General features: G+C 63.3%; 20 protein-coding genes. 12 read left to right on the top strand and 8 right to left on the bottom strand.

Annotated features, from left to right (window positions below; all coding sequences use genetic code 11):
• Positions 1-219 precede the first annotated feature (219 nt).
• The gene (locus tag SA87_RS08065) at positions 220-537 is read left to right on the top strand and encodes a YgiT-type zinc finger protein (protein ID WP_066201817.1); all 318 of its coding nucleotides are present in this window, start codon (positions 220-222) and stop codon (positions 535-537) included.
• 55 nt (positions 538-592) lie between these two features.
• Here SA87_RS08065 and SA87_RS08060 read toward each other — a convergent pair whose 3' ends face one another.
• Positions 593-2,545 (bottom strand): ABC transporter ATP-binding protein, encoded by a 1,953-nt coding sequence (locus tag SA87_RS08060; protein WP_066441721.1) that lies wholly within the window; start codon positions 2,543-2,545, stop codon positions 593-595.
• Positions 2,542-4,569: an ABC transporter ATP-binding protein gene (locus tag SA87_RS08055; protein ID WP_066201814.1), complete on the bottom strand. Its 2,028-nt coding sequence runs from the start codon at positions 4,567-4,569 to the stop codon at positions 2,542-2,544. Before SA87_RS08055 ends, SA87_RS08060 begins: the two co-directional genes overlap by 4 nt.
• 293 nt (positions 4,570-4,862) lie before the next feature.
• Between SA87_RS08055 and SA87_RS08050 the strand changes: the two genes are divergently transcribed.
• The 3 genes from SA87_RS08050 (at position 4,863) to SA87_RS08040 (ending at position 8,001) form a co-directional block, all read left to right on the top strand.
• On the top strand, positions 4,863-5,936 hold the full coding sequence (locus SA87_RS08050) for a bifunctional 3-deoxy-7-phosphoheptulonate synthase/chorismate mutase (RefSeq protein ID WP_066201811.1): 1,074 nt from the start codon (positions 4,863-4,865) through the stop codon (positions 5,934-5,936).
• Positions 5,937-6,281: 345 nt separating this feature from the next.
• A complete protein-coding gene (gene ccpA, locus SA87_RS08045; RefSeq protein WP_066201808.1) occupies positions 6,282-7,280 on the top strand; it encodes a catabolite control protein A in 999 nt (332 codons plus the stop codon).
• Between the two features lie 10 nt (positions 7,281-7,290).
• Positions 7,291-8,001, top strand: coding sequence for a 5'-methylthioadenosine/adenosylhomocysteine nucleosidase (locus SA87_RS08040; protein ID WP_066201805.1), 711 nt, complete (start codon positions 7,291-7,293; stop codon positions 7,999-8,001).
• Here SA87_RS08040 and SA87_RS08035 read toward each other — a convergent pair.
• The 3 genes from SA87_RS08035 to SA87_RS08025 are packed head-to-tail and all read right to left on the bottom strand — an operon-like array spanning position 7,972 to position 10,795.
• The gene (locus SA87_RS08035; protein WP_082718308.1) at positions 7,972-9,459 is read right to left on the bottom strand and encodes an acetoin utilization protein AcuC; all 1,488 of its coding nucleotides are present in this window, start codon (positions 9,457-9,459) and stop codon (positions 7,972-7,974) included. The genes SA87_RS08040 and SA87_RS08035 overlap by 30 nt on opposite strands.
• Positions 9,456-10,124, bottom strand: a complete 669-nt coding sequence (locus SA87_RS08030; protein ID WP_066201802.1) for a CBS and ACT domain-containing protein — start codon at positions 10,122-10,124, stop codon at positions 9,456-9,458. The genes SA87_RS08035 and SA87_RS08030 overlap by 4 nt, the downstream gene beginning before the upstream one ends.
• Positions 10,125-10,147: 23 nt before the next feature.
• The gene (locus tag SA87_RS08025; RefSeq protein WP_409359826.1) at positions 10,148-10,795 is read right to left on the bottom strand and encodes a GNAT family N-acetyltransferase; all 648 of its coding nucleotides are present in this window, start codon (positions 10,793-10,795) and stop codon (positions 10,148-10,150) included.
• A 580-nt stretch (positions 10,796-11,375) separates the two neighbouring features.
• On the opposite strand from SA87_RS08025, the gene modA reads away from it, so the two are divergent.
• Positions 11,376-12,314 (top strand): molybdate ABC transporter substrate-binding protein, encoded by a 939-nt coding sequence (gene modA, locus SA87_RS08020; protein WP_211264201.1) that lies wholly within the window; start codon positions 11,376-11,378, stop codon positions 12,312-12,314.
• Positions 12,315-12,345: 31 nt separating this feature from the next.
• On the top strand, positions 12,346-13,191 hold the full coding sequence (gene modD, locus SA87_RS08015) for a ModD protein (RefSeq protein ID WP_066201796.1): 846 nt from the start codon (positions 12,346-12,348) through the stop codon (positions 13,189-13,191).
• Here modD and SA87_RS08010 read toward each other — a convergent pair.
• The gene (locus SA87_RS08010) at positions 13,188-13,805 is read right to left on the bottom strand and encodes a histidine phosphatase family protein (RefSeq protein WP_082910512.1); all 618 of its coding nucleotides are present in this window, start codon (positions 13,803-13,805) and stop codon (positions 13,188-13,190) included. The genes modD and SA87_RS08010 overlap by 4 nt on opposite strands.
• Before the next feature lie 329 nt (positions 13,806-14,134).
• On the opposite strand from SA87_RS08010, the gene SA87_RS14410 reads away from it, so the two are divergent.
• Both SA87_RS14410 and SA87_RS12700 read left to right on the top strand, forming a co-directional pair.
• Positions 14,135-14,569 carry a transposase gene (locus tag SA87_RS14410; protein ID WP_066201794.1) on the top strand — a complete coding sequence of 145 codons (435 nt, stop codon included), beginning with the start codon at positions 14,135-14,137 and terminating at the stop codon, positions 14,567-14,569.
• Between the two features lie 354 nt (positions 14,570-14,923).
• The gene (locus tag SA87_RS12700; RefSeq protein WP_245637681.1) at positions 14,924-15,562 is read left to right on the top strand and encodes a hypothetical protein; all 639 of its coding nucleotides are present in this window, start codon (positions 14,924-14,926) and stop codon (positions 15,560-15,562) included.
• Here SA87_RS12700 and SA87_RS13210 read toward each other — a convergent pair.
• Positions 15,559-16,116 (bottom strand): hypothetical protein, encoded by a 558-nt coding sequence (locus SA87_RS13210; RefSeq protein WP_156516513.1) that lies wholly within the window; start codon positions 16,114-16,116, stop codon positions 15,559-15,561. The genes SA87_RS12700 and SA87_RS13210 overlap by 4 nt on opposite strands.
• Positions 16,117-16,229: 113 nt before the next feature.
• On the opposite strand from SA87_RS13210, the gene SA87_RS07995 reads away from it, so the two are divergent.
• The 4 genes from SA87_RS07995 (at position 16,230) to SA87_RS13205 (ending at position 18,872) form a co-directional block, all read left to right on the top strand.
• Positions 16,230-16,445, top strand: coding sequence for a hypothetical protein (locus tag SA87_RS07995; RefSeq protein WP_066201788.1), 216 nt, complete (start codon positions 16,230-16,232; stop codon positions 16,443-16,445).
• Positions 16,446-16,526: 81 nt separating this feature from the next.
• The gene (locus SA87_RS07990) at positions 16,527-16,814 is read left to right on the top strand and encodes an integrase core domain-containing protein (RefSeq protein ID WP_066201785.1); all 288 of its coding nucleotides are present in this window, start codon (positions 16,527-16,529) and stop codon (positions 16,812-16,814) included.
• Positions 16,815-16,828: 14 nt separating this feature from the next.
• A complete protein-coding gene (locus SA87_RS07985) occupies positions 16,829-18,169 on the top strand; it encodes a stalk domain-containing protein (protein ID WP_211258061.1) in 1,341 nt (446 codons plus the stop codon).
• A gap of 103 nt (positions 18,170-18,272) precedes the next feature.
• Positions 18,273-18,872 (top strand): hypothetical protein, encoded by a 600-nt coding sequence (locus SA87_RS13205; protein WP_156423555.1) that lies wholly within the window; start codon positions 18,273-18,275, stop codon positions 18,870-18,872.
• A gap of 31 nt (positions 18,873-18,903) precedes the next feature.
• On the opposite strand, the gene SA87_RS13755 is transcribed toward SA87_RS13205, so the two are convergent.
• Positions 18,904-19,249 (bottom strand): hypothetical protein (locus tag SA87_RS13755; RefSeq protein WP_211264198.1); only part of this gene is annotated, 346 nt, incomplete at its 5' end.

Below are 19,249 nucleotides of genomic sequence, written 5' to 3'. Positions count from 1 at the left end.
TGGTTTGCAATCAGCTCCCTCCTTTCTGTCGTTGTTCTTCATGAATATTTTATCGTTAGTATCAAGGATGTACAACCGGCTTCATCCCCGGAATGAATTCCGGGGCTTTCGCCGGGGATTTCTGTAAACGTCCAGAACGGTTAGGGGTAAAGCGGGAAATCGCCGGCGACGGACGGAGGGATGGGGTTGTTCGACCGCTGTCCCCGGTGCGGGGGACCGATGGTGCTGAAGCGGCGGGCGGTTCATTATCCGCCGCATCTCATCCGGGGCGTCCCGGTGTGGACGTGCCCGGCCTGCGGGGAAGTCCGGCTGGATGCCCGGACCAAGGCGGCCCTTCGTCCGCTCCTCGGGCGCTTGCAGGGCGAGGCGGCGGGGCGGGTCGTCACGTTTCCGTTTTCGTCCGGCGGGGCCGGCCGGCCGGAGGGCGGAAGGGCGCCCGATGTTCGGGCGCCGGTCGAACGGGCAGCCCGGCGGACGGTCCGCTTCCGGCTCACGCTCCGCTTTCCCGGACGAAAGCGGGGGTTCCGGCGCGGCTAGCGGGCGCCGGCCCGGCGAACGAGGGCCGATTCAGCGGCCGGTCGAACAACCCGGTTCAGGGGCGGCCGGCCGCTTCGATCGGAAAGCGGCGGAATATCCCGTCCGGGAAGTCCAAAACGTCCGCGCCGGAGGCTTCCTGGAGCCGAACCAGGGCGGCGTAGAGGCCGTCCTGGCGCATGAGCTCCCGGTGGGAGCCGACCTCCCGGATGCGGCCCCGGTGAAGGACGACGATCCGGTCGGCGTCCCGGACGGTGGCGAGGCGGTGGGCGATGACGATCGTCGTCCGACCCTGGGCAAGCCGTCTCAGCGCTTTTTGCACCTCGCTCTCCGTCTCGCTGTCGATGTGGGCCGTCGCTTCGTCGAGGATGAGCACCCGGGGGTCCCGGACGAACGCCCGGGCGAACGCGACGAGCTGCCGCTCCCCGGCGGAAAGCCGTCCGCCCCGTTCGCCGACGCGGGTCCACAGCCCTTCCGGAAGGCGGCGGACGGTCTCATCCAGGCCGATCGCCTCGACCGCCCGCCGGACGGCCGCTTCGTCGATCGACGGATCGCCGAGGCGGATATTGTCGAGGAGGGTCCCGTCGAAGAGAAACGGGTCCTGCAGCACGACGGCGATCGCCCGCCGGAGGTCCGAGAGGCGGAGGTCCCGAAGATCGATGCCGTCCAGGGTGATCCGTCCGCGGGTCGGATCGTAGAAGCGGACGAGAAGCTGGATGAGCGAGCTTTTTCCGGCGCCGGTCATGCCGACGACGCCGATCGTCTCGCCGGGCTCGATCGCGAGGTGAACATCTTCAAGCGCCCACCGGTCGTCCCGGTAGCGAAACCAGACGCCTTCGAAGCGGATGGCCCCCCGGACCGCCGGCAGGGGCCGGGCCCGAGGCCGTTCGGTCACCTCCGGCGGCGTGTCGAGGAGGGCGAAGATGCGTTCGGCGGAGGCCATCGCCTGCTGGACGACGGTGTAATTTTCGGCAATCTCCCGGATGGGCTGGAAGAGGCGGCCGAGATAATCGATGAACGCGTACACAAGCCCCACCTCCGCCGCGGCGCCGTCGCCGGATAGGGTCCGGGCGCCGGCGACGAGGAGCAGGGCGAGGCCGAGGGCGTAGAGGACGTCCATCGCCGGTCGGAACACCGACTGCGCCCGGAGCTCTTTGAGGCTGGCGTCGTAGTGGTCGCGGTTCGTGGCGGCGAAGCGGTCGGCGACGGCGGCCTCCCGGTGAAACAGCTGGATGACGCGCATGCCGGAGAGGTATTCGGCGAGCGCCCCGTTGATCCGGGCGAGGCGGCTTCGGACGCGGCGGAACGCCTCCCGGGCGATCTTTTGATAGATCCGGAGGGTCAGGGCGACGAGGGGCAGCGTGAGGAAGGCGACGAGGGCGAGCCGGACGTCCAGCGCGAGCATGACGGCGGCGATGCCGGCGAGGACGACGGCGTCTTTGATCAGGACGGCAAAGACGGTGGAAAACATCTCGGACAGCGCTTCGACGTCGTTCGTCACCCGCGTGACGATGCGGCCGGTCGGCATCCGGTCGAAAAAGCCGATCGAGAGCGTCTGCAGATGGCGGAAAATCGTCCGGCGGATGTCGTAGAGGATCCGCTGGCCGGTGGCGAGGAGCAGCCGCGTCTGGACGGCGGTGAGCCAAAACCCGCCGACGACGAGACCGAGGTAGAAAACGGCCAGACGGACGAGGCCCGGGACCGCATCCGGCGCCGACGCGCCGCCGCTTCGGACGAAGTATGCGTCGATCGCCGTCTTGATCACGAGCGGTCCGGCGAGTTCGGCGGCGGTGGCGGCGAGGACGAGAAGGACAGCCGTCCCAAGCGGTCGGACGTACGGCCGGGCAAAGCGGGCGAGTCGGTGAAAGAGGGCCGGGTCGGACGGCCGACCGGCGGCGCGGGGATCCTCCGGCGGTTCGGTGTCTCTCTGCGGGCGTGCGGTCGTCGACCGTTTTTCCGGTTGTTCCCGTCGCTGGCGGGGATTCCGTGGGCGTCGATCGCGGTCGGTCATCGGCGGACGCTCCTTTCGCCGGCACGTTCGGCGGGGCGTTCGACAGGAAGCGAGACGGTCCGGTCGCCCGGCGCTCCGGCGGCCGCCGTTTCGGCGGCGTCCTCGCCGTCCTCGCCGGCATCGGCCTTTCCGGCGGCGTTTTCGCCGGCTTCGGCCGCTTCGGCGACGTTCTGGACGGCATCGGCCCCATCGGCGGCGCTCTGGCCGGCGCCGCTCGGCGCCGGACCGGTCGGGGGGCTGCCTTCGGCCGTCGTTTTCACGGCTTCTGCACCGTCGAACGGGTCGTCCAGGGCGAGGGACTGAAGCCGCGCCAGGCGGGCGTAACGCCCGCCTTTTTGCATGAGCTCGAGGTGAGAGCCTCGCTCGACGATGCGGCCGCCGTCCAGGACGAGGATCTCATCGGCGAACATGACCGCCGAGACGCGGTGGGCGATGATGATCATCGTCTGCCGGCCGCGAAGTTCCCGAAGCCGCGCGAGGATGTGCCGCTCCGTCCGGGCGTCGACGGCCGAGAGGGCGTCGTCGAGGATGAGGATCGGCGCCCGGCGGAGGAGGGCCCGGGCGAGGGCGAGGCGCTGTTTTTCCCCGCCGGAAAGCATCACCCCCCGCTCGCCGACGACGGTGTTCAGGCCGTCCGGGAAGCGCTCGAGGGCTTCGTGAAACCCCGCCGCTTCCACCGCCCAGGCGATCGCCTCCGGCGCGGCGTCTTCGGCGCCGAAGCGGAGGTTTTCTTCGATCGTCCCCGAAAACAAAAACGGCTCCTGCGGCACGACGGCGATCGACGAGCGGAGGACCGAAAGCGGGATGGCGGCGATCGGCCGGCCGTCGATGAGCAGCGTCTCGTCGGGCGCCTCATAGAGCCGGCTGATAAGGGCGGCGAGGGTCGACTTGCCGCTTCCGGTCGGGCCGATGATGCCGAGCGTTCCGCCGGCCGGCACGGTGAAGGAGACGTCGGCGAGGGCGGCCGCCTCATGGCCGGGATACCGGAACGAAAGCCCCCGGGCCGCGATCTCGCCTCGAATCGAGCGGATCGCCGGATCCGTCCGCTCGTCATCCCGGATCTCCGGTTCGGCGTCGAAGAGGGCGTTCAGCCGCTCCATCGACGCCGCCCCCCGCTCGAGGATGTTGATCGCCCAGCCGATGGCCCGCATCGGCCAGACGAGCATCATGAGGTAGGCGCTGAAGGCGACGAAGGCGCCGACGGTGATCTCCTGGCGGAGGACGAGGCGGCCGCCGTAAAGGAGGACGACGAACATCGCGATGCCGACGAAAAGCTGCACCAGCGGCTGGAACAAGGCCTGCAGCCGGATGAGATGGAGGTTTTTCTCCAGGAGTTCCCGGCTGGCGGCATCGAACGCCGCTTCTTCCGGCGCTTCGATGCCGTAGGCCCGGACGACCCGGACGCCGCTTAAGTTTTCCTGCACCCGCTCCGTCACCCGGCCGAAAGCCGCCTGGACGTCCTTGAACCGCCGGTGGATCTCCCGGCCGAAGCGCCGGGAGAGGAGGGCGATCATGGGGAAGACGGCGGTGGCCAAGGCGGTCAGCCGGAGGTCGACGGTGACGATCATCGTGCCGACGACGAGCGCGACGAGGATGACGGTGTCGAAAAACATGACCACCCCGCCGCCGAAGGCAAACCGGACGGCGCCGATGTCGTTCGTCGCGCGGGCCATGAGGTCGCCGACCTTGTGCCGGTCGTACCAGCCGGGGGAGAGGGTGACGAGGTGGCGGAACAGCCGGTCCCGCAGGGTGTACTCGAGCTTCCGGGCGGTGCCGAAGATGAGCATCCGCCAGGCGTAGCGAAAGAGAAACGTCAGCGCCGCCGCGACGAGGAGGATCGCCGCCGTGGCGCCGAGAAAGCCCGGCTCCATCGCCCCCGCGGCGAGCCGGTCGACGGCGCCGCCGATGAGCCGCGGCGTGAGAAGCTGTGCCACGTCGGCGAGGAAAATAAAAAGAATCCCCCAGGCGTACCGATGGCGGTTTTCCCTGAGAAACGGGCCGAGATGGCGGAACGTCCGTCGCACGCTGCCGGCCTCCCTGGAAGGACGAATATTTCGCGTTCCGAACGATTCTTGCGCTTCATTGTACGCCATCGCCGGCCGGTTGTAAAGCGAGCAATTAATACAGAGGCTGTCGGGCGCTTGTGGCGTGACAGCCGGCGCCGCGGCTGCTATAATAGCGGACAATAGAGCTTTAGCGGTTAAAAGCCCTAAAGAAACATGAAAGGTCACCGCCAACCGCGCCGCGGCGGAACGGGCCGCGGCGGCCGCGGAGGAGGCCCGACCGCCAGCGTAAAGCGTAAGGAGAGGGAGAAGCCATGACCAGCCAGCTGGAGGCGCTCCGCCGGGAGCTCGACCGGATCAACGAGGAGATCTTGAAATGGCTCAACCGGCGGGCGGAAGTCGTGCAGGAGATCGGGCGGCTCAAGCTCAAGCAGGGGATCAACCGCTTCGACCCGGTGCGGGAGCGGGAGATGCTCGACCACCTCGTCCGGATCAACACCGGGCCCTTCGACGACCAGACGATCCGGGCGCTTTTCAAGCAGATCTTCGCCGCGTCCCTCAAACTTCAGCAGAAGCAGCACGAAGACGCCCTCCTCGTGAGCCGCGCCCGGAAGCCGGAAGACACGGTCGTCGCCGTCGGCTCGGTCCGGATCGGGGGCGGCACGCCGGTCATCATCGCCGGGCCGTGCTCGGTGGAAAGCGAGGCGCAGACGGACGCCGTGGCGCGGGTGATCGCCGAGCACGGCCTCGGCCTCATCCGGGGCGGCGCCTTCAAACCCCGGACGTCGCCGTACGACTTCCAGGGCCTCGGCGTCGAAGGGTTGAAGATTCTCCGGGAGGTCGCCGACCGCTACGGCCTCAAGGTCGTAAGCGAGATCATGACGCCGGGGGACCTCGACGTCGCCGTCCGGTACGTCGACATCATCCAGATCGGCGCCCGGAACATGCAGAACTTCGCGCTGCTCAAGGAAGTCGGCGCCCTGAGCACGCCGGTCCTTCTCAAGCGGGGGATGGCGGCGACGATCGAAGAGTTCAAGTTCGCCGCCGAATACATCCTCTCCCACGGCAACCCGAACGTCATCCTCACGGAGCGGGGCATCCGGACGTACGAAAAGGCGACGCGGAACACCCTCGACATCTCCGCCGTGCCGATCTTGAAGCAGGAGACGCACCTCCCCGTCCTCGTCGACGTCTCTCACGCCGCCGGTCGCCGGGATATCCTCCTTCCGCTGGCGAAGGCGGCCCTCGCCGCCGGCGCCGACGGCGTGATGATCGAGGTGCACCCGGACCCGTCGGTCGCCCTCTCCGACGCTCAGCAGCAGATCGACCTCGACACCTTCCGCCGTTTCATGGCCGAGCTCAAAACCGCCGCGCCGGCGTTCGTCTGAAGGGTCGTCGGACGCCGGTGCGGCTGACGGCCGACGGGCGCCGTCGCGGTGCCGGCCGCCCGGCGGGGTCCCGCGGGGCCAAAGCGCAATGCCGGAGACGACCGAAACGCCGCAGGCGAGATGATCGCCTGCGGCGATCGCTTTTCACGCCGGTTTCCGTCGAAAGCGCCTTCAGCCGAAAAACGCCGTTCGTTTCCCAACGGAACGAAAGCGCTTCCCGCGGCCCGACAGAAAGGCTTCCGGCCATTTATGAAAAAACATCAAACCACTTGCGAAAATCCCCCGGACGACGTATCATAGTCAAAGAAGCATAAAAGCGGTTCCAGACCCGGGGGAGGGGATCCGATGGGCGTGACGATCTACGACGTCGCCCGGGAAGCCGGCGTCTCGATGGCGACGGTGTCGCGGGTCATCAACGGGAGCGCCAACGTCAAGCCGAGCACCCGGAAGAAGGTCCTCCGGGTGATCGAGGAGCTCGGTTACCGACCGAACGCCGTCGCCCGAGGGCTCGCCAGCAAGAAAACGACGACGATCGGCGTGATCCTGCCGGACATCTCGAGCGTCTTTTTCGCCGAGCTCGCCCGGGGGATCGAGGACATCGCCACGATGTACCACTACAACATCATCCTGACGAACTCCGACCAGAACATCGACAAGGAGCTCAAGCTGATCGGAAATCTGCTCGAAAAACAGGTCGACGGCCTCCTTTTCCTCGGCTCACAGGTGACGGAAGAGCACCGCCGGCTCTTCAAATCGCCGGTGCCGGTCGTTCTCGTGGCGACGCAAGACCCGAAAGGCGAGCTTCCGTCGGTCCACATCGACGTCCGGCAGGCGGCGTACGATGCCGTCTCGTACCTGCTCAAAAAAGGTCACCGGCGGATTGCCTTCCTCTCCGACCGCCTCTCGACGAGCCTCGGCCGGGGCCGGTACGAAGGCTACCGGCAGGCGCTTGCCGAAGGCGGCGTCGAGGTCGACGAGACGCTCATCGTCGAGGTGCCGCCCCACTACGAAGCGGCCCTGAAAGGGATGAAGACGGTCCTGGCGCTCCAGCCGCGGCCGACGGCGATTTTTGCCGCCAGCGACGAGCTGGCCATCGCCGCCGTTCACGCCGTGCAGGACGCCGGTCTCAGCGTCCCGGACGACGTCGAGGTGATCGGCTTCGACAACACCCGCATCGCCCAAATGGTCCGGCCGATGCTCACCTCCGTCGTGCAGCCGATGTACGACATCGGCGCGGTGGCGATGCGGCTTCTTACCAAGCTCATCCAGAACGAAGACGTGCCGACGAAGACGGTCGTACTGCCGCACCGGATCGAGTTCCGGCAGTCGACCCGGCCGGCGTAAGGAGGGTGCCATGGTCGCGATCATCGGGGCGATGGACGAAGAGATCGCCGAGCTCCTTCAAGGGATGGAAGCGGTGGACGTCCGCCGGGCGGGGCCGGTCGAGGCCCGCGTCGGCCGGATGGACGGCCGGCCGGTCGCCGTTTTAAAAAGCGGCGTCGGCAAGGTGAACGCGGCGCTTGCGGTGCAGGCGGTGATCGACCACCTCCGGCCTCAGGCGCTTCTTTTTCTCGGCGTTGCCGGCGCCCTCGATCCGGCGCTTGAGATCGGCGATCTCGTCGTCGCCGAAGACGCCCTCCAGCACGACGTCGACGCAACGCCGCTCGGTTTTCGTCCGGGAGAGATCCCCTTTGAGCCGGTGAGCGTCTTTCCCGCCGATCCCCGCCTGATCCGGCGGGCGATGACGGCGGCCGAGGCGCTTTTCGGCCGCCGGCCGGCCGTCGGCCGGGTGCTCTCCGGCGACCGGTTCGTCGCCGACCGGGAGATGGTGAAGGCGCTTCGGGAACGCTTCGGCGGCCTGTGCGTCGAGATGGAAGGCGCCGCCGCAGCGCAGGTGGCACACAAAAACGGCGTGCCCTTCCTCCTCATCCGGACGATCTCCGACCGGGCGGACGGGGCGGCGCCGGCGGATTTCCCCGCCTTTTTAAAAGAGGCGGCCGGCCGGAGTGCCGCCCTCGCCCGGGCGATCGTCCGTTCAGCGGAGGAATTCGAGCACGCGTTTTAAGACGACGGCATTTTTTTCCCGGATCGCTTTGCGCCGAGGAATCGGCGGAAACGGAGGATCGAGCAGGCGCCGGGGGAGGGGGACCGGCGCCTTTTTTTGCCAGCGGTCGAGGAACACCGCCGGCACCTCCGCGTCAACGAGGGGCCGGTGCGCGGCTTCGGCCCAGAGGAAGGTCCACGCCCGGGGGACGACGCGAAAGAGGTCGTAGCCGCCGCCGCCGAGGGCGAGCCAGCGGCCGCCGGCGTAGGTGTCCGCAAGGGTGTGGATGAGGCGCGGGATGGCCCGATAGGCCCGCGTGCTTAAGGCGAGGTGGGTGAGGGGATCGTAGCGGTGGGCGTCGACCCCGTGCTGACTCACGACGACGTCCGGCCGGAAGCGTTCAAAGGCGGCCACCAGCACCCGCTCGAGGATGGCGAGGTAGTCATCGTCCTCGGTAAACGGCTCCAGCGGGACGTTCACCTTCGTCCCGAAGGCCGGGCCTTCGCCTCGCTCGGTGACGTGGCCGGTGCCGGGGAAGAGGTAGCGGCCCGTCTCGTGGATCGAGACGGTCATCACCCGAGGCTCCCGGTAGAAGATCGCCTGAACGCCGTCGCCGTGGTGGGCGTCGGTGTCGATGTAGAGCACCCGGACGTCGTAGCGGTCGAGGAGGTAGCGGATGGCGACGGCGGCGTCGTTGTAGATGCAAAATCCAGAAGCTTTGTGCGGAAAGGCGTGATGGAGCCCGCCGCCGAGGAAGACGGCGTGGTGTCCGGGGTGGTCCATGATGTACCGGGCGCCGGTCAGGGCGCCGACGACGGTCAGAAAGGCCACCTCGTGCATGCCGGGGAAGATCGGCACGTCTTCGGTGCCGAGGCCGTAGTCGAGGAGATCGTCGGCGGAAAAGGGGGCCGGCGCTGTGTGGGGCTCTGCCTCGACTTCGTCGACCGCCGCATCGCCCGCGCCGGCCATCTCCGTGCCCTCGCCGGCCGTTCCGGGAATAAGCGGCGGCGTTCCGGCCCGCCCGCCTCTTCCGGCGGCCTTCACCGCCTCGACATAGCGGGCGCCGTGGACCCGAAGGAGCGGTTCTTCGTCCCAGGCGCTTGGGTCCGGCGCGAGGCGCTCTTCCGGCGCCACGAGCCCGAGGGCCTCCAGCAGGTCCAGGACGAGGAGAAGCCGCCGCTGGTCGAACGGATGCTCATCGTGAAACCGGTAGCGGATGAGGTCGGGGTGGTGAATGAGGACGGCCCGGCCGCCGGATCCGACGGGACGCGCCGGCCAGATCGGCCTCGGCCAGGGTTTCGGCGAAAACGGCGCCGGTGGCGGTCCATCCGGCCCGGGCGCCGCCTTCCCGCCCGGCTCCGGCGCCCCGACGTTCGGCCCGGGCGGATCCGTTCGGCCCGATCTCGACGACGGGGGCTCCGGCGACGGAGGCCTGAGCGGACGCGTCTCCCGCGCCCCTGCGTCTTCAGACGGCCTCATGCCGGCCCTTTGCCTCCTTCAGGCCGGTCGTCCGGAAGCTTCGGCCAGCGGACGACGAACCCCGCCGCCCGGATGGCCGCGATGAGCCGCCGGGGGTCCATCGTCCGCGCCCGGATCGCCGCCCGTCGCCGGCCGGGCTCCGGACTCTGATAGACGAAGAGGCTCACGATGTTGATGCCCTGCTGTTTGAAGATCGCCGTGAGGTCGGCGATCATCCCCACCCGATCCGGCACCTCGACTTCCAGCCGGGTGCTCGGGGCGTCGACGCCGAGCAGGGTGATGAGGGCGCTCAGGAGGTCGGAGTGGGTGACGATGCCGACGATGGCGTCGTCGGCGATCACCGGCAGGCAGCCGATCTTGTGCTGACGCATGAGCTGGGCCGCCTCCTCGACGAACTCCCCGGGATGGGTCGTGATCACCTCCCGGCGGACGATCGTCTCGACCGGTTCCGCCAGCCGGGCGAGGAGCGCCTCGTCAACGGCCAGCCGGGACGGCACCGCTTCCCGGAGGTCCCGGTCGGTGACGATGCCGAACAGGCGGCCCTCCCCGTCGACGATCGGAAGATGTCGGATGCGATGTCGGTGCAAAAGCTCGAGCGCTTCCCGGATCGTCGCCGTCCGGGACGCCGTGATGACCGGGGTATGCATGATGTCGGCGACGAGCATCGCCGCTCCCCTTTCGCTTGGCTTCAAAACATCGGCCGCCGAAACCGCAGCCGGTCGAAAGCGACGACCGTCTCCCACGGCACGTTCCGGCCGATCCGCACCATCAGGGCGTTCGCCGGATGGGCGGCGATGTCCGGATCGTCGGTCGCCATCCGTTCGAGTCCGACGGTGCCCATGAGCCGTTCCATCAGCCGACCGTAGTCCCAGACGTCGAGCCCGGTTCCGCGCAGGTCCCAGTGCCAGTAATATTCCGTCGAGTAGACGAGATAGTCTTCCATCTCCGGCGCCTGAAAGGCGACCCGTAAGAGCCGCTTTGCGATGCCGTTTCGTCGGTACGGCGGCGCCACCTCGATGCCGCCGAGCTCGAGGATCCGCGGGTCCCGCGCCTCCGCCCATCGTTCGAGCGGGTCCGGGTGGTGAAATGTCACGTAGCCGACGATCGTTCGGCCGTCCCGGGCCACGATCACCCGCCCTTCCGGGAGACCGGCGATGGCGACGAGAGCCGCATGCTGCGCCTCCGGCGGCCGGAAGGCCGTCAGTTCCGGGTGCATCGCGAGCTCCTGAAGCGCCTCCGGCGAAAGCGGTCCCTCGACGACGATCGAAGGGCCCCCGTTCCCGGTCCCTTCATCCCGGATTCTTTCTTCCCGGACGAACGTCTTCCGATGGACGATCGGCGGCATCGGGCTCCCCCTCGGCAGGCGGCGATGTGGCCTTGGGGTGATTATACCATAATCGCCCGGTGCCGGGCTGAAAGCGCCTTCCAAACCGCAAAAGTGCCTCCCCACGCCGAACGGTGAAATCGCGGCGAGGCTTTCGATCGTCTTTGGCGCGTGACGTCGCGGGCCGAAGATCCCTTAAAAGGTCACGCTTGATTTTCTTCGCTCGTTTTGGTATTGTTCGTTCTGGTTTAAAATTCAATCTTATCCCTAAAAACGTTCGACCGCTCCGAGCCGCTCGGCCCTTCCGCACGCGGTGCGCCCGCGGTGCGATGGACGGCGGCCTGAGCGCGGGGCACGCCTTCGTCCCCAGGTGCCCTGCGCTCACGGGGTATGTCTGGAAACGGGCATGCCTTCCTCGGCGGGGTATAAGGAGGTGGGTCGCGTTGACGGGCGTGGAGGCGTAGACGCCCCGCCGCTTATCGGTCGGGGCGTTTTCGATTTTGCAAAGGGATCGGACCAGCGAAGGAAGAAATCTCGGACGAGCGAAGGAGGAAATCGTCTCCGCTTGCGCCGGGCGCTCGGACGCCCACCGGTGGTGACCGAAACCGCGCGATGGGAAGCATGGGGAGAGACGATCTCGGCATGGGCGCTCGTCGGCTTGTTGTTCGTCGGACTCATGACCGCCTGCGGTTCGGGGAACCCGGCGCCCTCCGGTGGAAGCGGCTCCGGCGCGGCAGACGGTTCATCGGGCGGCCCGACCGCGACCGGAACGTCCCAGGGCGCCGGGACAGACGCCGAGAAGCGCGGGGGCCGGGCGGGTTGCAAAGAGGCTTCGGAGCTCATCGTCTCCGCGGCGATCACCCTGAAAGACGCGCTGACCGAATATCAGCCGACGTTCGAGCAGAAGGAATGCGTCAGGCTCCGCTTTAACTTCGGCCCCTCCGGAGAGCACATGGTGCAGATCGCGCAAGGCGCTCCGGTCGACGTCTTCATCTCCGCCGGCGCCAAGCCGGTCGATGAACTCGAGCAAAAGGGGCTGATCGACCCGGCGACGCGCGTCAATGTGGTGAAAAACACCCTCGTCATGGTCGTGAGAAAAGGGACGCCGGCGGACGGGCGGCTCACCTTCGACCGCCTCAAATCGAGCCCAAAGGCGCGTCTGGCGATCGGCGAGCCGAACAGCCACCCGGCCGGGATGTATGCCAAGGAAGCGCTGGAACACCTCGGCGTCTACGCAGACATGGAACGTGAAAAGCGGATCGTCTTCACCATGGGCGTGCGTCAGGTGCTCGCCTACGTGGAGGCGGGCGAGGTCGACGCCGGGATCGTGTACAAGACGGATGCGGCGGTTTCCGACCGCGTAGACGTGTCCGACACGGCCGATCCGTCGTGGCACCGGCCGATTGTCTTCCCCGGCGCGGTGATCAAAGGGAGCCACCATCCGGACAAGGCGCGGGCTTTTTTGCGGGCGCTCACCGAGGGGGACGGGCGCGCGGTGCTGGAGCGTTTCGGCTTTGAACCGGCCTCGTAGGGCGGATTGCCTTGGGGAGGGAGAATCGGCCATGTCGGTGTTCATACCCCGGAGCGAGCTGGAAAAATGGCTGCTCGAGGACGTCCCCTCCCTCGATCTCACCGTGGAACTGCTGGGGCTTAAAGGGAAGCGGGGGCGGCTCCGCTTTGTCGCGCGGCAAGCGTGCATCATCTGCAGCACGGAGGAAGTCGAACGGCTGGCGGGACTTTGCGGTGTGGCGGTCGAGCAGGCGGTCCCATCGGGAACAAAGGTGAATGAAGGCAAAGTCATTCTGACTTTGCGCGGCTCAAGCGAAGAGCTGCACAGGATCTGGAAAGTCGGCGCGAATCTTCTGGAGTATTATTCGGGCGTAGCCACAAGAACGTCCGAGCTGGTGTCCAAGGCCAAAGCGGTCAACCCGAACGCGGAGATCCTGGCGACGAGAAAACATATCCCCGGGACGAAGGCTCTAGCGGTCAAGGCAGTCAGAGCCGGAGGCGGCTGGCCGCATCGGCTGGGGCTTTCCGAGACGGTTTTGATCTTTGAACAACATCGCGTTTTTCTCTCGAACGAAGAGATCCGGCATCAACTCCAGGCGCTCAAGACCGTTGCCGTGGAAAAGAAAATTTTTCTCGAGGTGGCCACCCTGGAGGAAGCGCGCGCGTTTCTCGCCGCAGGCGCGCACGGGGTCCAGTTCGATAAGGTGCGGCCGGAGGTTCTGGGCGAATATGTCGGCCGGCTGAAAGCCGAATTTCCCGCGGGCCTTGTCCTGGCGGCCGGAGGAATTCGCGCCGAAAACGTCGCCGCCTTTGCCGCGACGGGGGTGGACGGGCTCGTCACGTCTTCCATGGATCATGGTCCGCCGCTGGACATCGGCGCCAAGATGGAACCGGCCTAAACTTGGAGGTGCGCGGTGTCGCTGACGAGGATCCGCCGCCACCGGCCCTGTTCCCGGTGAAGCAAGGTGACGCCGGTGTTGGCGAGGGGCATGTCGGGGTCCCAATCGGGAAACAGACGGCCCAGGAGGGCGCGGATCCACCCGCCGTGGCTGACGGCGATCAGCCTTTCGCCGGGATGGGCGCTTACCCATTCGTCGACGACGGCCTGACTTCGGTCGGCCAAATCTTCCCACCGTTCGACGCCGTACGGCTCCAGATCCTGCTCCCGCCGACCTTTTCCGCCGGTCAGGACTTCGATCTCCTGGCGGGTCAATCCTTCCAGGCGACCGTAAGCGCGCTCTCTCAACCGGGGATCGGTGAGGAGCGGGATTCCGCAATGCCGCGCGATGATTTCGGCCGTCTCCCGGGCGCGGACAAGATCGCTGCTGTACACGCGGTCCCACCGCTCGGCGGCCAGGCGGCGGGCCACGGCATGCGCCTGGCGGCGGCCGACCTCCGAAAGGGGGACATCCACCTGGCCTTGATACCGACGTTCTCGATTCCAGAGCGTCTCACCGTGGCGTACCAGGCAGAGGACCATCGATGGAGATCGGCGTTCCGTCGTGTCGCGCACCGTATCCTCTCCCTCGGTTCGATTCTATGATTCGGTCGGGGTGGTCAGGGTCATGTGCCCCTCAGACGGCTCTAAGCTAAAAGGCTCCGACCGCCTATGAAACAGTCTATGGACACGCGCTCGGTTTTCAAGGCCGGATCATCGAACGCCTTGAGCAAGATGAGCAGAGCGTCGACGGGGGTGAATCAAAGGCCGGTCTCTCTCCGGATTCGGCCGCGGCGGTTCCGTTGCCTTCTGCCGGAAGGGGTTTACGGAGGGCCGGAAGCGGCGGATTCAGCGGTTCCTGCCGGACGCGCGCGGGGTGGCCGATCCGTTTTACGGGCTTCGGGATGCGGGCCGCCGGGTGGATGAGGCCCGGCGGGTGGAAAGACGCACCGGCCATCGTCTTCCCCGCCGGCCGCTTCGCAAAAACGAAGCAGACCTCACCGAGCGTCAGGCGAAAGCGCCGGCCGCGATCCGCCGGGTTCCGGAACGGGGCGCAGTTTCACGGGGTCAAGGAAGAGCTGCGAGACCTCTGCCGGGCCGCCTCCCTGGAGGAAGCCAAGGCGATTGTGGATCGGATCCGCTTTGAGGCAGAGGGAGCCGGCGACGCGGCGCTCGTGCCGTGGGGCCGAACGCTTAAGCGCCGGAAGAACGAAATCCTTGCCGATCACCCCTGGCGGGCGTCGAACGGCGACACCGAGGGCGTGCACCCGAAGATCAAACGGCGGAACCGGATCCGTGATGGCTTCAAAAACCGTAGAGCCCCAAAACTCTTGACATGATCCGAGATCTTTTAGTATATTGAGCAAAGATATTGATATTGCCAAAATGTAAAACAGGGTCATTCGGCAGCGTCGTTTCCGCTATCGCCACGGAAAGTGATTTGATTTACACGTCAGAGTAAGAACCGTTGTAGTATTAAGGCGGCAGCCGGAAGCAGGAGGTTTCGCGCCAGCGGATGGTGTGCGGTTTGATCCAGGACCCGCACAAATTCACTCGTCGTTTGCTTGCCCCATCCTGCTCAGGCGCAACCATCGCCCAAGGCGAGATGGACAGACTTTAAGGCGGATGCTTGGTACCGGAAAGGATGACTTTGGCGTTAAAATTCTTGAATTGAAAAAGGGGGAGCGAATATTATGTTTCGACAATTAAACTTGAAGCAACCGGTGATTCCACTGATTTTGTTCGCAGGAGGACTGGCGAGTCTGTTGATTTTAGAAAATCGCTTATCTGGGGCTTCAAGCTTAGTGACGAGCCCTTCAACTGAAGGTGACCTTGTTGCTGTGCAACAGACCGTTGCCCGGGCTATAGAGGCTCGGTGGCAGCTCATTGTTGATCCGCAAGCGAACATAAAACAGTTTTATGATGTGAGCACTTCCGAACAGGAGGAGAACCGGGAGCGCGCTTACGTGAGAAGACATTACTTGGAACCTGCTTCCCGCGCTGGGTTTCAGTATACTAATGTGAAGGTTCACCCTGTTTTCGAAGGCATTGAGATTGATGGTAAAAGTGCTAAGGTTCGGGCCTTGGTTTCTGTTGAGTATGAGTCCGTCTTTCCGGGATCGAACGAAGCCGTTATCACCAAGGAGGCGAACATTCCTTATTTGGTCACGTTGACAAAACGTAATGGTCAGTGGCTGATTGTCCGGATGAATTCGCAAGATACGTATTCTAAAAGAGCACAGGAGAGCGGGCTGATCATCAGGGCATCGGGTTTAGAAGCATTACCAACTTCGAAAATCGCTGGAAGTGATGTTGGAATTCAAGGTTTTTAGATCATGCGCCCCTCAGACCGGACAAATGCTGAAGCTATGGTTGTATCCTTCTGCCAATGGAGGGGCGACGTGTGAAACGCACAAAATCCATCCCCGGCTCCATCCAATTCAAAGCGGCTTTGGAACGGATCAAAGGCGAAAAAACGCTCGTCGAACGCTCCCGGGAATACGGCGTTCATCCGAAACCCCTCTTGAAGGGAAAACATCCCCTCCTGGAAAAAGGCGCCGAGCGCTCTCCTCCCCGAACAAAAAGAGGATCCCAGAAGCGCATTCGTGATTTGGAACCGCTCCTTGGCAAAAAGGAGGTCGAAATCGCGCGCCTCACAAACTTCCTCGGGCAGGGGAGCGAGATCAACTTCCGCTTCAGGAGCGCATCCGTCTGGTGCAAGAGGCGCTGGCCAGGCGGCGGGCTCCCCTGCCGGTTCTCCTGTGGGGACGCCTGATTTCCGCGGGCAACCGGGTATGACCAGAAAAAGCGAGAGGAGGCCGAAAAGAGGCGGGCTCTGGCAGACGAGGCGCGCAAAGCTGAGAGCGAAGCCATCCTTCGGGAACATCCGGTGTCCGGCGATCGCCGCCTCGAGGCCGAACTTCGGAGGCGGAGGGTGGTCGGAGGCGGGAGCGGGTTCGGCGTCTTCTCCACCCGTTTGAGCTTTCCCTCACGCGAAAGGTGAGAAAACCGAAGCCCGAACGGGCGAATCTCGCCTTTGGCCTTCTTTCCGAACGGGAACCGGACGCCTTTGAGGTGCTCTACACCGATTTCACGCAGCTTGTCTATGGCGGCGGGAAGGGTTGGTTTTTGCCGATTCTGGACCATCGGACCCGCATGGTGATCGGATATGCCATCTCTTTCTCGCCGGATGTTCGGACCGCGCTTCAGGCATGAAGACGGGCCAAAGCGTTCATTCTGACCCAAAAGAGGGAGCGCCCGAAAGCCATCCTCCATCACGATCAGGGCGGCGCCTTCTTGAGTCACGCGTGGGTCGGTCATCTCCTGCTCGAAGAAGGACAGCGACTGTCGTACAGCCTGCGGGGACCGAAGGAAAATCTCATCGTCGAATCCTTCTTCTCGCGTTTCAAAGCAGAGCATCAAGACCTTCTGCTTGAAGCGAAGAGCATCGAAGCTCTCGATGCGCTTTTGGCCGAACGGATCCGGACCTACAACGAGCATCGGCTGCATTCAAGCCTGCGGTCCAAAACGCCCCAAGAAACGCTCAAAGAAGCCCTGAGCACAAGCAAGGTCTACATCACATAGGGAGACCGAACAAAATGTCTAGATCAAAGGGCGCGGACCTGCTTCCTGTTGATACGATGATATTCGACTTCTATTGCAACGAGAGGTTAAAAATGAGGCGCTTGCTTCTCCTTGCTTTAACTGTGATGATTACCGTGGCCGGCGGTTTTGCACTGCCGGCCTTCGCTCAGGATCAGCAGAAAATTCCCGTCCTGATTGACGAGCTGCCGGTTGCCTTTGACGTACAGCCGGTCATCCAGAACGGGCGCACCCTGGTTCCCTTTCGAGTGATAGCGGAAGCGTTGAACGTAAAGGTTACCTGGGACGGCACTACTCAAACGATAAGTGCTACCGACGGGAAAATCTCTATCCGCCTCCAGATTGGCAACAAGACCGCTTATCGCAATGAAAACCCTATCACCTTGGACGTTCCTCCGCAAATTCTTAACGGTAGGACGCTGATACCGCTGCGGTTCTTCAGCGAAGCCTTTGGCTGCCAGGTGGCGTGGGATAACTCCTTTAACGGGGTCAGGATTACCTCTCCGCCCAAAGAGATGGCGGTAATCGGGTTCTACGCTCTGGGCGACAGCAAGACCAGTAGTTGGACCAACCTCTTTGGGAAACCTTACCCGGAAACGGCCAAAGGAAATACCGATGTGATAGGTGAACTAGCGTTAGGCTGGTACAGCCTGGACAAAGAGGGTAACCTCCTAACCAGGAGCAGGACAGGCTGGCAGAGGCCGGACGGTTGGGAGAAGGTGCTGAAAGCGGCCAATAAGTATAACCTGAAGACCGAGATGGTGGTCCACGTGACTGACGGTGACGGCACCATTTCTTCTCTGTTAAAAGATGAGGCTTCCATGACGAGGGCAGTTAATAGCATAATGGAAGAAGCGGTACTGTACCAAGGAGTAAACCTAGACTTTGAGGGTTTGGGTTACCGAGATGACGGCGAGCAGTTAAAGGCCGTTAAGGACGGTTTTAACAAATTTGTCCGCCTCTTAGCGGAACAGGTGAGGACCGCTAACCTCACACTGACCCTCACTCTCCACGCTCCCAACAGCGCCTATCAGGGTTACGATTACAAGGCGCTGGGAGAGCTTGCTGACCGGATTATCATTATGGCCTACGACTACGGTTCCACGCCGGAGCCTGTAACCCTTGTCAAACAGGCCGTGGAGACAGCTAAGGCTCTTGTCCCGCCGGAAAAACTGCTACTTGGAATTTCTGCTCCTACAGAAACGGCGGAAAGCATTCTAACCAAGGTGGGCATCGCCAAGCGATACGGCCTTGACGGTATCGCCATCTGGCGGTTAGGTCTGGTGACCGGTGAAATGTGGGACGCGTTAAGGACGAACGTAATACCGAGGAGGTGACCACGGTAAGGGTGCCAAAGACTTTGCGGGAAGCGGAACAAAAAATACCAGGGGTGTTCGTCTATGCTTTTTGGAGAAAAAAATTTTTAGGGAGGTTTTGCCTGTGAGGAAAAGCATTAAATGGAGTATCTTATTATTTCTAACTACCACTACACTTTCATTAACTTTATTCGGATGTAGCCAAGAGCCGTTCAACAGCAACGCTGAGAAAAAGAAAGCTGAAGAACGGCCAACAACAGCAGATGTCTTTAAAAATAAAGAGGCCACGATGAGAGACATACAAAACAAATTATTAGAAGGATATAAACAAGTAACTGCAGGCGACGCAGAAAGGCAGTTGGGTTCTACCCTTATTACTCCGAAGTATCTGCCAGAACGCTTTCAACACTATGGAATATTTATACGGGATAATCCCGGAATACCAACTGAAAAAATGGTGAAACGGTTGTGGGTTGACTTAAAGAGTTTTGAGCTACTGCTAGTAACACAGTCGAAGCTCTCCGATAAAGACCAGCAGGGACAAATAATTTTTGCCGACGGTCTAGAAGTACCAGGTAAAATTAGCGACATTTTCCCTTGGGCAAAATACAGATGTCAATACGAGTTTACTAAAGATGGGATTAGCGCTCAAGGATACATGCTCGTGAATGATGAAGGTAACCGAGACGAATGCGAAAAGATATTGAAATCCTTGAAGGAGTAGCAACGTGTTAGTTGCCTTATAAAAATTTGTGTCATGTGTAAAAAGAGTTCCTGCCGAAAACATAAAGAGCCATCGGGGCCCTCTTTGGTAGAATGTGAGTCGGACAAAAATCACACATCTCAAGGAGGGTTCCCCAATGGCTCAATACCAGATTACCGTAGACGACGCGATTTTGGAAGGGCTCTTTTAACGAGACGGAGGCGTCGCCAAGCTCTTCGAAAGCGTCGTCAATCAAATTCTCCAAGCGCAGGTCAGTCGTGTCCGGTATCATGTGTAAAAACGGATGGTCCAGGTAACATAAAATGAGCCATCCGGCCCTCTTTGGTAGAATGTGAGACGGAGAAGAAACCACTTCACCAGGAGGGATACCGGATGGC

This window comes from Hydrogenibacillus schlegelii, from assembly GCF_001653195.1.
Lineage (GTDB): Bacteria > Bacillota > Bacilli > Thermicanales > DSM-22653 > Hydrogenibacillus > Hydrogenibacillus schlegelii.
Note: the sequence above shows the minus strand (reverse complement) of the source record. Positions and strands in the feature narration are given on the sequence as shown.